The organism is Nocardia sp. NPDC057455 (assembly GCF_042802775.1).
Lineage (GTDB): Bacteria > Actinomycetota > Actinomycetes > Mycobacteriales > Mycobacteriaceae > Nocardia.
The window spans coordinates 24,901-36,642 of sequence record NZ_JBHVDM010000071.1 but is presented as its reverse complement, the minus strand read 5'-3'; the positions used below and the strand labels follow the sequence as shown (position 1 = coordinate 36,642).

Genomic DNA, 11,742 nt, shown 5'->3' with positions numbered 1-11,742 from the left:
GGGCGGCACCGGCGCCGCCCTCCCCGCCTGTTTGCATCTTTATCCAGCTGGAACGCGCGCCCGGGTGTCGTCGTTCGGAGGCTGGGTACATCGCTGACGAATCTCGCCGCCGAGCCGAGGAGCAGATATGCGCGTAGTCGTGGTCGGTGCCACCGGAAACGTGGGAACGAGCTTGCTGGAGACGCTGTCGGCCGAAGCCGGGGTCGGCTCGATCGTGGGAATCGCGCGACGCGTGCCGGACAAGTCTTGGGATGGCGTCGAATGGGTGCGGGCGGATGTACGAACCGACGACCTGGAATCCCACTTCCACGGGGCCGACGCGGTGGTGCATCTGGCATGGCTGTTCCAGCCCACCCATCAGCCCATGGTCACTTGGCGCGCGAATGTCGGCGGCACGGAGCGCGTACTGCGTGCCGTCGCCGCGGCCCAGGTCCCGGCTTTGATATACGCGTCGTCGGTCGGCGCCTACTCCCCGTGCCACGACGACGAGCCGGTGCCGGAGAGCTGGCCGACCGATGGTTGGCCGCCTGCCGCGTATACCCGTGAGAAGGCCTACGTGGAAAGGCTGCTGGATCGGTTCGAGGCCGAGAATCCGGAGCGGCGCGTGGTCCGGATGCGTCCGGCGTTCATCTTCCGCCGGGAGACCGCCAGCCAGCAGCGGCGGCTGTTCGCCGGTCCGCTGCTGCCGAATCGGCTGATCCGGCCGGGGCTCCCGCCGATCCTGCCGATTCCGCGGGGCCTGCGATTCCAGGCGGTGCACAGTGACGACGTCGGTCGCGCCTATGCGCTCGCGATCGCGACCGACGCCCGCGGACCGTTCAATATCGCCGCGGAACCGGTGATCGACCGCGTCCGGTTGGCCGAACTGTTCGGTGCCCGGGTGCTGTCGGTGCCGCCGGGCCTCGTCCGCGCCGCGCTCGCCATGGGATGGCACGCGCGGACCCTGCCCGCGGCGCCGGACCTGTTCGACGCGGTGATGCAGTTGCCGATCCTGGACACCGGCCGCGCGCGGGCGGAGCTGGGCTGGACGCCGCGGTTCACCGCGGTCGATGCCCTCCGGCACTTGCTCTCCGGTTTGCGCGCGGGTGCGGGGGAAGACACCCCACCTCTGGCTCGCGACGCCGGCGGGCCTTGGCGCTGGCGGGAATTCGCGTCCGGCGTGGGTGGACGAGAGCTGGGTATCAATTAGCCCGCCGCCGCGGAGGGCGTGCCGGTGTCGGTTCCGGGAGCGTCGACGCCGACGAGTCGGTCACCGATCGATGCCCCAGGGCTGACCTCATCATTTCCGCATGACCGGAGGGGCCGACCCGTGCATGGCGGATTCTAGGGATCGTTGCAACACGTGGTCGTTTGGTTCAGGCCGCAAGTAGTTTATGCAGGCGCTCGGCTGGGGTTTCCCAGCCGAGCGTTTTGCGTGGGCGGCGGTTGAGTTGGTCGGCGACTGCGGTGAGGTGTTCGGGACTGTGAACAGACAGGTCGGTGCCTTTTGGGAAGTATTGCCGTAGGAGGCCGTTGGTGTTCTCGTTGGAGCCTCGCTGCCAGGGGCTGGCCGGGTCGCAGAAGTAGACGGGAATGTCGGTGGCGATGGTGAACTCGGCGTGCCGGGCCATCTCGCTGCCTTGATCCCAAGTCAGTGATCGTGCCAGCTCGGTCGGCAGGGCGGTGATGGTGCCGGTCAGGGCGTCGAGGACTGCTTCGGCGCCATGGTCGTCGGGAAGGTGGAGCAGCATCACATACCGAGACGCTCGTTCGACCAGGGTGCCGATCGCTGATCTGCCGTCCTTGCCGATGATCAGGTCACCCTCCCAATGACCTGGAACAGCCCGTTCCTCCACCTCGGCGGGGCGCTCGCTGATCATCAGCATCGGCGTGGTGAACCGGGGTATGCGGCAGTTGGCTTGGCGTTGCGGTCGCCGTCGAGCCCGGCCCGAACGCAGCGCGCTGGCAAGCTCGCGGCGAAGCTGTCCCCTGCCCTGAACATAGAGTGCCTGGTAGACGGTCTCGTGGACCACGTGCATCTCCGGTCGGTCGGGAAATCTGCGCCGCAGAGCATGACATATCTGCTCCGGGCTCCACTTCTCATTCAGCATCGACCGCACGGTGTCACACAACTCGGGGTCGGCCAGGATCTTGCGGAGCTTTGGACGCGGTCGACGAGCCTCGGCACGAGCTTGGGCCGCGTAGGGCCGGTATGCCCGAGTGGTGGGGTGGGCGTTGCGGCGGATTTCCCGGCTGATCGTGGACGGGCTGCGACCCAACTCGACCGCGATCGCTCGTACCGTGGCGTTCTCTCTCAACCGGTCGGCGATATGGATCCGCTCGTCTTCACGCAGGTACCGCGAGACGCCGCAACCCGGTGCCACCATCGAGATCGGTGGCACCGGGCGACGATGACGTTCCCCGGTCCGGCCATGACGCCACTTGCGACCGGTCCGGGCATCGACGCCGACGATCCGGCAAGCCTCGGCGTTGCTGAAACCCTGTTGCACGAGGCGGCAGTATGCCTCCCGCTCCCGCGACAACTTCTTACGTCCCTGCGGAGTCCGATCCGCCCGGATCTCGAAATCCACAACACCCCTTGAGCTGAGGTGTTGCAACGACTCCTAGAACCCGCGGGCCGGTCGGCGAAATCAATGGCAGACTCGATGCCGACATTACCGACACGACCAGAGGTACCCATGCCGTACAGCCGTTGGATTTCACGCAGCACCCTGCTGGTGGCGGGCGTATTCGCCGCCGCGGCGTTGACCGCTTGCGGCAGCGACTCGAGCCCGGCCCCTACCGGCAGCTCGAGTTCGACCACGGTGTCGGCCACCGCCGCGCCCGGCACGACCTCCGGCCGCGTCACGCCGACGGCCCCGGAGATCTCCGACGCGGCCGCGGCCCAGCTGTGCGACATGATCCGGCCGGAGCTGTCCAATTGGCGGATCCAGGGCGGAACCCTGGGCAAGATCGGACTGAACGCGCTGGTGCACGAGTGGGCGCTGCGCAACGGCGGCATCAACGCCGCGGTGCTGGCCGACAAGCCGATCGTCGACCGCCTCACCGTCAAGAGCTGTTCGGACGTGCGCCAGCAGGCCGTCGAGGCACTGGGCATTCCGGATCTGGCCTCCGGTCTGGCGTTCTGAGCCGGGCGGCCGGATGCGCACCCGCTATCCCGCGATCGAGCCGTACGTCTCCGGCATGCTGGCGGTCGGCGACGGCCAGTCGGTCTACTGGGAAGTCAGCGGCAATCCGGACGGCAAGCCGGTGGTGTTCCTGCACGGTGGCCCCGGCGGCGGGACCGCGCCGTTCCATCGGCAGTTCTTCGATCCGGCCGCCTATCGGATCGTGCTGTTCGATCAGCGCGGATGCGGCCGCTCCACCCCGCACGTGGCCGAGGGCGCGAGTCTGGAGCACAACACCACCGGCCATCTGATTTCCGATATCGAGGCGTTGCGCGAACATCTCGGCATCGACCGCTGGCAGGTGTTCGGCGGCTCGTGGGGTTCCACGCTCGCGCTCACCTACGCGCAGCGGCATCCCGACCGCGTGACCGAATTGGTGCTGCGCGGCATCTTCCTGTTGCGGCGCAAAGAAATCGACTGGTACTACAACGGCGCCGCGGGCTACGTCTATCCGGACGAGTGGGCGAAGTTCCTCGCGCCGGTACCCGAGGACGAACGCGACGGGGATCTGGTCGAGGCCTATCACCGCCTGCTGCACGCACCCGACGAGAAAGTCGCCCGCACGGCCGCGATCGCCTGGTCCAGCTGGGAGGGCGCGACGAGTTCGCTGCTGCCGCACCCGGATCGGGTGGCCGAGACGTCCGAGCCGCGGTTCGCCCTCGCGTTCGCGCGCATCGAGAACCACTACTTCCGCCACGGCGGGTTCCTCGACGAGGGCCAGTTGCTGCGCGATATCGGCGCCATCGCGCACATCCCCGCCGTGATCGTCCAGGGCCGTCACGACATCGTCTGCCCGGCGGTCAGCGCATGGGACCTGCATCGTGCCTGGCCCGGCTCGATCCTGCACATCGTCGACGACGCCGGGCACGCGGCGAGCGAACCCGGCATCACGCATCACCTGATCGAAGCGACCGACCGATTCGCGAAAATGGGGGCCGACTCCGTGATCACGGCCGGAAACGCACTGGTCGACGCGTTGCGCGAGGACATCGACCGGCTCTTGGCCGCCGAGCCCGAGGTTCGCGCCGACGCCCCGGATTCGGTCCATCAGATGCGCGTGGCCACCCGCAGGCTGCGCAGCGTGCTGCGGTCCTACGGCAAATTGCTGGTCAAGAAACCGGCCGCCGCGATGGGCGCGGAGCTCAAGTGGCTGGCCGGATTGCTCGGCGCGGCGCGGGACGCGGAGGTGCGCGCCGATCGGTTCGCCACGCTCCTCACCGAGCATGCCGAGCGAGCCGACGCCGAGGCCGTCACCAAGCGTCTGGTGGACGCCGAGCGGGATCGCTATCGCGCGGCGCACGACGAGGTGTTGAGCGCGTTGGACGGCGCGCGCTACCGCGAGCTGCGCGACGAACTGTCCGGGTGGCGCACCGATCCGCCGCTGCGCCACTCCCGCGCCACGACTTCCGCGACGGACGTCTTCGGGGAAGTGCTGCGGCGCGACCTCGACCGGGTGCAGTCCCTGGTCCGCGCCGAGCCCACCGTCGACCCGCTCCACCGGGTGGAGTTGCTCCACGATATCCGCAAGAGCGCCAAGCGGCTGCGGTACTCGTGCGAGGCGGCGCAGCACGTGCTCGGGGACGATGCCGCCGAGCGCGGCAGCCGCGCGAAGAAGCTCCAGACCGTGCTCGGCGACCACCGGGACGCGGTCGAGTCGCACGACGCGATCCTGCACCGGGCGACGGAGGCCGCGGCGGCGGGCGAGGATGCCGGTCTCTACGAAATCCTCGCGGCCGCGGAGGACGCGGCGGCAGGTCGCGAGCTGAGCCGCTACCCGGCTACCGCCGCCACGCTGTTCGGATGAGCCGGGCTCGCGAGGCGCGCCGCACGAAGCCGGTGTCGGCGAGCCCCGAGCCGAACACCGCTTCTGTGGCCGGGCTCGACGAGCACGACCTCCCGGGCGCTGCGTCCTGGTCGGCTGCGAGTGCCCGCTACCCGGTGCGGCAACTACCGGCCGTACCCGCTCACGCCGGGTACTCGAAAGACACTTTCCGCTCCGCCGGGTCGGCCGACAGCAGTCGTACCCGCACCTTCTCGCCTTCCGGCGGCTTCCCCACGCACGGCCCGAGCACCGGCGGGTCGGCGACGAACACCACGGCGGGCCGGTTGCCGTTGCCCTCGCGCACCACGACGGCGTCGAACTCCGCGCCGGTCCGCCGCGCCAGCAGGCTCGACTCGGTCAGGTCGATACAGGCCCGTTCGATCTTGCCCGCGACGCTGTCGCTGCGCCGCATGGCCTCGGCCGCGCCCGCCAGCCCTTCCCGCACCCAGCGCGGTACCTCGGCTCCCGCGCACCTGGCCAGGCAGATCTCGGTCGTGAACCGGTCCGACAATCGCCGCAGCGGGGCGGTGACATGCGCGTACGGGGCGCCGATCGCACTGTGCCGCAGAGTTTCCGGCGCGGGTGCCTGCTCTGCCGTGCCGTCGACCACGGTGTAGGAGGCGCCGCGCAGCAGGGTTGTCGCCTCGGACATCAGCACCAGGGCCGCGGGTGTGCCGGTATCCAGCCGGGCCAGCATCTGCCCGACCGCTTCGCCGTCGGACCACGCTACGCCCAGCGCCTGCGCGGTCCGGCGCATCGAATCGATCGCGGATTCCGACGGTGGCGGCATGGTGCGCAGTAGCGCGACCCGCTCCCGGGCGGGCGCGTCCGCGTCCAGCATGATCCGCGCCGCACACATGCCCGTAAGCAGCGAGACCTGTTCATTCCAGTCGTCGGCGGCGGTGCGCGGCTCCACCACCAGCCGCCAGTGCCCGTCGGCGTGCTCGTCCTCGACCACGGCCTGCGCGGGCAACCGCAGCCCGATCGCGCCGCGCGCCAGCCCCGCCTCGATGCGCCGCGTGCCGAATTCCGGCAGGGCCGCGATCGAGGGATGCAGCAGGCCGGACTCCGCGTCGGCCTGCACGCGGAGGTAGTCGAACCGGGCCCGTGAGCGCACCAGGGCACGGACCACCGAGAACCGCACCGGTTCGGCCTGTTCGTCGAGCTCGATGGTCCACAGAGCGGCCGGACGGGTTCGCTCGGGAAGCAGGCTCGCGGACCCTTCCGACAGCGCCGGCGGGTGCAGCGGCACGGTGCCGTCGGGAAAGTAGAAGGTTTGTCCCCTGGCGCCGGACTCTTCGGCCAGCGCGCCGCCGGGGGCGATCACGGCACCTACATCGGCGATGGCGTAGTGCACGGTGAAGCCGCCGGGGGTGCGTTCGATATGCAGGGCCTGGTCCAGATCCATGGCCCCGGGTGGGTCGATCGTCACGAACGGGATGTCCGTGCGATCGACCCGGACGCCCGCGAACACGTCCACCGCGTCGCGGGCCTCCGCGCTGGCCTCGGCGGGATACGCCGAGGCCAGGCCGAACTCGGAACGGATGGCGCCGAAATCGACCGGCGCCGACACGATCCGCGGGTGGAGTTCCACGCTTGGGCGCCGGTCCTACTGCAGCGCCAGCATGGTGCCGCTCAACTGATCGAACGGACCGAAGACGGTGAAGGTGACCCGGCCACCCGGCACCGAGGACGACACCCCCGCCGCGGCGTCCAACGCCTCGCCGAAGGAGGCGGCTGACGGATGCGGCAGCCCGGCGAGAGCCAGGCCGACGTGGTTCTGGTGCACCCACGCCGTGTCGGCGGGACTCAGGTCGACCTGAACCCCTCCCGGGAGCGGGGTCACCGCGACGGCGCCGGCGGAACCCGCACCCAGCACCGCGAAAACCGAAGCGGCGCCGACGACCAATGCGCCGGCGACCATGGAGCGAACTACTCGCATATGTGTTGAGACCTGCTTTCCCGCGATCGAAGTATGAATAACCCGGTGCTGCCCTGCGCCGGGCCTTGCCAACGGCGACTACTTTATGACGTCGATCACGATCAGGGCTAGTTCCGTACGAATCGGACAGCGGAAATTCGCGCCCCGCGACACGAGCGCGCCCGCGCTGCTAACGTGGCCCGCCGTGACGGGCGTCGGGTTCGCCCGCACCTTCGAAATGTCCCGCACGTCGACAATTTGGGAGCTCCATACCTATGTCATCGATTTTGTTCGACTACCTGTTGCCTCTGCTCGGCCCGGAGCAGGCCGCGTATTGGGCGCAGGTTTTCGTGATCAACCCGGTCTGACCGCGCGATTCTTTTCTCCCACTACTCGTCGCCTCCCGTTCACCTGACGGGAGGCGACGGTGGTTACCGGCCGCTAGCATGCCGCTGCGTGACCAGAACTACCGCCGCGTTCGCGGCCAGACCCACCGCCGCGCTCGCGGCTGGCGCCACCCTCCTCGCCCTGCTCCTCACCGGTTGCGGTGACGACAAGACCAGCGAAGCCACCTCGCCCGCCACCACCACGGCGGCGCAGGCCGCCGCCCAGGTCGACAGCGTGAAAGCGGGCGCGTTCCTCGTCAGCTTCCGCGGCGCGTTCCCCAAGCTGGCCGAGGGCAAGGACGACGCGAAGATCGCGAGCATCCTGACCGAATCATGCGGGGACATCAAAGCCGGTAAATCGGAGAACGACGTCGTCGCGAACATCACCAAGCGCGCGGGCGGCGCCACCCAGCCCAGCTCCGAGGAAGCCAAGGCGATCTATCAAATGGCCAAACTCATGTGCTGACCCAGGCTGTCTCCAGGCGTGCTTCGCACTGGCGAAGCACGCCCGGCGGGCGGACGAGTTGGTCTGTAAGCCGGATCCTGTCCCCGGCCCTGAGGCCGGGAGGCGACCATCCATCTGGACACTCCGTCGCCGGGTGCCTCGAGCGGTCCACCCGCAGGCTCGGGCGAGCAGCCCTCGAGCGCCTGCGCAGCCGCACCGCGAACGGTGCGGCCTTCGACCTTGCTCCGGGCGGGGTTTACCCAGCCGCCCCGGTCACCCGGGGCGCTGGTGCGCTCTTACCGCACCGTTTCACCCTCACCGCACGGCCCGGAGGCCGTGGGCGGTCTATTTTCTGTGGCACTTTCCCGCGGGTCACCCCGGGTTGCCGTTAACAACCGCCCTGCTCTGTGGAGTCCGGACTTTCCTCGGCGCCGGGCGGCGGCACAGCCGTGCCCGTTCCCAGCGCCGCGGCCGCCCGACCAACTCGTCCGCCGTCCCAGGATACTGGGTACGGTTGGTGGCCATGGAACGTGTCGAGGTCGGCTTCCCATCCGGAAGCGAACAGTGCGCGGCGTGGCTATATCGCCCGGACGGCGCACCCAAACCCCGCCCGCTAGTGGTGATGGGACACGGCCTGGGGGCCAATCGCGAAATGGGACTGGATCGGTACGCGCGGCGTTTCGTGGCCGCGGGAATGGCGGTCCTGGTATTCGACTATCGGCATTTCGGCGCCAGTCAGGGGACACCGCGCCAGTTGCTGAGCATCGCGCGGCAGCGCGAAGACTGGCACGCCGCCATCGCGTACGCGCGCACGCTGCGCGGCATCGATGCGACCCGAATCGCGCTGTGGGGCACGTCCTTCGGCGGCGGCCATGTGCTCTCGGTCGCACCGGACGACGCCTACATCGCGGCCGTGGTCGCGCAGGTGCCGTTCACCAGCGGATTGTCCTCGGCGTTGGCGAAGGGACCGATCAGCCTGATCAAGGTCTCCACCATCGCGGCCGCCGACCTGCTGCTGGGGACGATCCGGCGCAAACCGGTCCGCATCCGGCTCGCCGGGCGCAAGCGGGCCGCGGCGCTGATGAGCGCGCCGGACGTGCCGGACGGCTTCCGCAGGCTGACCGACGAGAGCGAGACCTACGAGCCGAAAGTGGCCGCGCGCGTAGCCTTCTCCGCGCTGTTCGACGCGCCGGGGCGACGCGCGAAGGCCCTGAAGATGCCGGTGCTGTACGCGTTGTGCGACGACGACTCCGTCGCGCCGGTGAAATCGGCGCTGCGCGCCGCCGAACGCACCAAGCACGCGGTGGTGAAGCGTTATCCCGCCGGACATTTCGACATCTATTTCGACGAGGTCTTCGAGAAGACCGTGTACGACCAGACCGAATTCCTGGTCTCGGTGCTGCGACCCTGAATCGTGTGCGGCCCGGCCGTGCGCCGGGCCGCACGAGAACTGCCGCGCTCGGTAGATCGCGGAGAAACACGCGTCGATCGGAACGAGGCACCGATGATCGACCCATTGATCCTGGAAGAACGGGCGGCCGGTTGCTGCATCGGGTATGCGAGTTGCGGCGTGACCTCGCCACGTTGGCCGGTGATTACGGCGCGTTGCCGGATTCCGGGCTCCTGATCGACACCGACGGGGTCGGCGCGCTCACCACCCCTGGTTACTGCGTCGCGGGCGCGCGCGAAGTCTTCGAGGAGGCGTTGCTCGAACTCGCCGCGGCCGCCGACGCGCTCGATCGCGCCGCGACGTACACCACCCGGCTCAAACCCGTTGTGCTGGACGGCTGAAGCTGTCGGTACCCGGCGCTACAGTCCGTGCCATGCACTCCGCCACCGCCGCGGTCGCCGATGTCGTGCATCGGATCGCGCCACTCGACGGGCTCGAGCGACAGCACATCGACATGACACTTGCCTGGCTCGCGTCGACCGACGACATCTTCCGGCGGGAGGTACCGGCTACACCACCGCGGCACCTGGTCTCCTATGTGGTGCTGGTCGATCCGGCGGCGCGGGCGGTGCTGCTCGGCAGGCATCGCCTCGCCGGGCTGTGGCTGCCGACCGGAGGGCACGTCGATCCGGGCGAGCATCCGCTCGACACGGCGCGGCGTGAAGCGACCGAGGAGATCGGCATCGAGGCACGTTTCGACGTCGTCGGGCCCGATCCGTTGTTCCTCACCGTCACCACCACCGTCGGCTCCGGCGCTCACGAAGACGTCAGCCTCTGGTACGTGATACGCGGCGACCGCACCCGCGGCCACGCCCTCGATCCGCGCGAGTTCGACGGCGCACGCTGGTGCGAGTTCTCCGGATTCGCCCTCCCGGACACCGATCCCCACTTCGCACGTTTCCTCACCAAATTGAACTCCGCTCTCCGTTCCCCCGTCGGCTGAGGCCGCCTCGAGTCGACGGAGCCGCCCGATGCTGTCACGATGCGCGGATGATTGTCAGGCTTGCGCGAGAGGACGACCTCGCCGGTTTTCTCGAACTGGCGGGGCAGGTCGAGCACTGGTTCGGGGCGGGCGCCGATGATGCCGAGTTTCGTGCCGCGGTGCTGCGGCACATCGAGCGCGGCACGGCGCTCGTCGCTCGATCCGCGGGGGCGGAGGTGCTCGGCGGCATCCTGTTCGGGTCGAACCCGCCGGTCTATCGGGTGGGCTGGCTGGTCGTCGCGGAACAGGCTCGCGGGCACGGTATCGGCCGGGCACTGATCGCGGACGCGGTTCGCCGGTACGTGCCGACCCCCGGCACGCTGGAAGCGGAAACCTTCGGGCCCGATCATCCCGGCGCGGTCGCCAGCGGTGCGCGCGCGTTCTACGAGAAGTTGGGCTTGCATCCCGCGGAGGAGGCGGCTTCCGGACCGGAGGGTGGATCCCGGCAGGTCTATCGGCGTCGCGTGTGAGCCCGATCAGCGCCGGTGGAACCCGCGCCAGAGGATGAAAGCGAGGACGGACGCGGGGATGGCGGCGAGGATGGGCTTCTCGCGAACCGTTTCCAGCAGCGTGCGGCCGGGGCGGCTCACCGGTCCGGGGATGCCCGCCGCGCCGCGTTCGGCGGCGGTGGCGGCATCCGCCTGTACCTGCTCGGCGCGCTCGGCGGCGCGGCGAACCGACTCGTATATCGGTGTGTCTTTCCGGCTGCCCTCTCCGGTCGAAGACCGCACGGTCGCCGGATTCGCGTTTCCTACCCCGCCCGCACCTTCCGCGACCTGCGCCGAACTCACCGTCTCCGGTTTCCCCAGCGAATCAGCAGCGCCGCCCGCCGCAGGCACATCGTTCGACACCTGAGCCGAACTCACCGACTCGGTCTTCCCTCCCGCATGAGCGGTCCCGCCCGCGTCCTTCGGCAACTGCGCCGAACTCACCGACTCCGACTTCCCTCCCGCACCAGCGGCGTCACCAGCCTCCGCGGCCGCGTCCCCCGACGACTGCGACGTCACCGTCCCCGGCTCCCCCGCCGTGCCGACGTCACCGCCCGGCCGCACAGTCGCATCCTTCGAGATCTGCGCAGCGGCCGTCGTCTCCCCCACCGAACCAGCAGCGCCGCCCGCCTCGGCAGACGCATTCTCCGAAACCTCGACCGAACTCACCGACTCGGGTTTCCCGCTCGCGCCGACGGCGCCGTCCGGCTGTACCGCCGTGTCCGCCGGAACCTGCGCCGCATTACGCGTGTCCGCCCCGGCCTTCCGCACTCCGGCAACGTCGTTGCGCGCCTCGCCAGGCGTATCCGCGGGGGGCTGTGCGGTGCCCGGCTCCGCATCCCGATCCGCTCCGGAGGCTCCGCCGCGCACCGCGCCCTTGGACGGCTGCCCGGTTTCGGCAGGCACGCCATCGGCGCCCCGTACATCGTCGGTCCCCTTGTCCGCAGGATTGCGATCGGTCATGACTGTCTCCTGTGCTCGGCGTCGCGGTGCGGGACGGATATCTCGGATGCCGTCGCGGCCCGGATACCCTGCGGATGGGCGGGCAAACCGGGCGTCGGCGGCGCCACCGCCGGCCCCC

General features: G+C 69.6%; 12 protein-coding genes, 1 other RNA gene and 1 pseudogene. 9 read left to right on the top strand and 5 right to left on the bottom strand.

Annotation, left to right across the window (positions count from 1 at the left end):
* Positions 1 to 127: 127 nt before the first annotated feature.
* On the top strand, positions 128 to 1,189 hold the full coding sequence (locus ACFU5M_RS24840; protein WP_379053018.1) for an NAD-dependent epimerase/dehydratase family protein: 1,062 nt from the start codon (positions 128 to 130) through the stop codon (positions 1,187 to 1,189).
* A gap of 166 nt (positions 1,190 to 1,355) precedes the next feature.
* On the opposite strand, the gene ACFU5M_RS24835 is transcribed toward ACFU5M_RS24840, so the two are convergent.
* Positions 1,356 to 2,366: an IS30 family transposase gene (locus ACFU5M_RS24835; protein WP_379053024.1), complete on the bottom strand. Its 1,011-nt coding sequence runs from the start codon at positions 2,364 to 2,366 to the stop codon at positions 1,356 to 1,358.
* Positions 2,367 to 2,678: 312 nt separating this feature from the next.
* Between ACFU5M_RS24835 and ACFU5M_RS24830 the strand changes: the two genes are divergently transcribed.
* From ACFU5M_RS24830 to ACFU5M_RS24820, 3 genes and pseudogenes are all read left to right on the top strand, one after another.
* Positions 2,679 to 3,128: a hypothetical protein gene (locus tag ACFU5M_RS24830; protein WP_379053017.1), complete on the top strand. Its 450-nt coding sequence runs from the start codon at positions 2,679 to 2,681 to the stop codon at positions 3,126 to 3,128.
* A 13-nt stretch (positions 3,129 to 3,141) separates the two neighbouring features.
* Positions 3,142 to 4,089 (top strand): annotated as a pseudogene (gene pip, locus ACFU5M_RS24825) (prolyl aminopeptidase); the annotation flags it as partial.
* Positions 4,090 to 4,095: 6 nt separating this feature from the next.
* Positions 4,096 to 4,971: a CHAD domain-containing protein gene (locus ACFU5M_RS24820; protein ID WP_379053022.1), complete on the top strand. Its 876-nt coding sequence runs from the start codon at positions 4,096 to 4,098 to the stop codon at positions 4,969 to 4,971.
* 160 nt (positions 4,972 to 5,131) lie between these two features.
* Here ACFU5M_RS24820 and ACFU5M_RS24815 read toward each other — a convergent pair whose 3' ends face one another.
* Entirely contained in the window at positions 5,132 to 6,583 is a 1,452-nt protein-coding gene (locus ACFU5M_RS24815) for an RNB domain-containing ribonuclease (protein ID WP_379053016.1), read from the bottom strand.
* 15 nt (positions 6,584 to 6,598) lie between these two features.
* A complete protein-coding gene (locus ACFU5M_RS24810) occupies positions 6,599 to 6,931 on the bottom strand; it encodes a hypothetical protein (protein ID WP_379053015.1) in 333 nt (110 codons plus the stop codon).
* 435 nt (positions 6,932 to 7,366) lie between these two features.
* Between ACFU5M_RS24810 and ACFU5M_RS24805 the strand changes: the two genes are divergently transcribed.
* The gene (locus ACFU5M_RS24805) at positions 7,367 to 7,762 is read left to right on the top strand and encodes a hypothetical protein (protein ID WP_379053013.1); all 396 of its coding nucleotides are present in this window, start codon (positions 7,367 to 7,369) and stop codon (positions 7,760 to 7,762) included.
* 50 nt (positions 7,763 to 7,812) lie between these two features.
* Here ACFU5M_RS24805 and rnpB read toward each other — a convergent pair.
* Positions 7,813 to 8,228: RNase P RNA component class A (rnpB, locus tag ACFU5M_RS24800), an RNA gene on the bottom strand.
* Positions 8,229 to 8,264: 36 nt separating this feature from the next.
* Here rnpB and ACFU5M_RS24795 point away from each other — a divergent pair.
* The 4 genes from ACFU5M_RS24795 (at position 8,265) to ACFU5M_RS24780 (ending at position 10,643) form a co-directional block, all read left to right on the top strand.
* Positions 8,265 to 9,152 (top strand): alpha/beta hydrolase, encoded by an 888-nt coding sequence (locus ACFU5M_RS24795; RefSeq protein WP_379053012.1) that lies wholly within the window; start codon positions 8,265 to 8,267, stop codon positions 9,150 to 9,152.
* A 131-nt stretch (positions 9,153 to 9,283) separates the two neighbouring features.
* A complete protein-coding gene (locus tag ACFU5M_RS24790; protein WP_379053011.1) occupies positions 9,284 to 9,532 on the top strand; it encodes a hypothetical protein in 249 nt (82 codons plus the stop codon).
* A 32-nt stretch (positions 9,533 to 9,564) separates the two neighbouring features.
* On the top strand, positions 9,565 to 10,134 hold the full coding sequence (locus tag ACFU5M_RS24785; RefSeq protein WP_379053009.1) for an NUDIX hydrolase: 570 nt from the start codon (positions 9,565 to 9,567) through the stop codon (positions 10,132 to 10,134).
* A 47-nt stretch (positions 10,135 to 10,181) separates the two neighbouring features.
* Positions 10,182 to 10,643 carry a GNAT family N-acetyltransferase gene (locus tag ACFU5M_RS24780; RefSeq protein WP_379053008.1) on the top strand — a complete coding sequence of 154 codons (462 nt, stop codon included), beginning with the start codon at positions 10,182 to 10,184 and terminating at the stop codon, positions 10,641 to 10,643.
* 6 nt (positions 10,644 to 10,649) lie between these two features.
* Here the strand turns inward: ACFU5M_RS24780 and ACFU5M_RS24775 are convergent, their stop codons facing one another.
* Positions 10,650 to 11,624 (bottom strand): hypothetical protein, encoded by a 975-nt coding sequence (locus ACFU5M_RS24775; RefSeq protein ID WP_379053006.1) that lies wholly within the window; start codon positions 11,622 to 11,624, stop codon positions 10,650 to 10,652.
* Positions 11,625 to 11,742: the final 118 nt, after the last annotated feature.

What these genes read in the sequence shown, in the direction of transcription:
- ACFU5M_RS24840 (WP_379053018.1), top strand. Translation starts at nt 128, where the DNA reads ATGCGCGTAGTCGTGGTCGGTGCCACCGGAAACGTGGGAACGAGCTTG.
- ACFU5M_RS24835 (WP_379053024.1), bottom strand. Translation starts at nt 2,366, where the DNA reads ATGGTGGCACCGGGTTGCGGCGTCTCGCGGTACCTGCGTGAAGACGAG.
- ACFU5M_RS24795 (WP_379053012.1), top strand. Translation starts at nt 8,265, where the DNA reads ATGGAACGTGTCGAGGTCGGCTTCCCATCCGGAAGCGAACAGTGCGCG.
- ACFU5M_RS24775 (WP_379053006.1), bottom strand. Translation starts at nt 11,624, where the DNA reads ATGACCGATCGCAATCCTGCGGACAAGGGGACCGACGATGTACGGGGC.
- ACFU5M_RS24780 (WP_379053008.1), top strand. Translation starts at nt 10,182, where the DNA reads ATGATTGTCAGGCTTGCGCGAGAGGACGACCTCGCCGGTTTTCTCGAA.
- ACFU5M_RS24830 (WP_379053017.1), top strand. Translation starts at nt 2,679, where the DNA reads ATGCCGTACAGCCGTTGGATTTCACGCAGCACCCTGCTGGTGGCGGGC.
- ACFU5M_RS24785 (WP_379053009.1), top strand. Translation starts at nt 9,565, where the DNA reads ATGCACTCCGCCACCGCCGCGGTCGCCGATGTCGTGCATCGGATCGCG.
- ACFU5M_RS24820 (WP_379053022.1), top strand. Translation starts at nt 4,096, where the DNA reads ATGGGGGCCGACTCCGTGATCACGGCCGGAAACGCACTGGTCGACGCG.
- ACFU5M_RS24810 (WP_379053015.1), bottom strand. Translation starts at nt 6,931, where the DNA reads ATGCGAGTAGTTCGCTCCATGGTCGCCGGCGCATTGGTCGTCGGCGCC.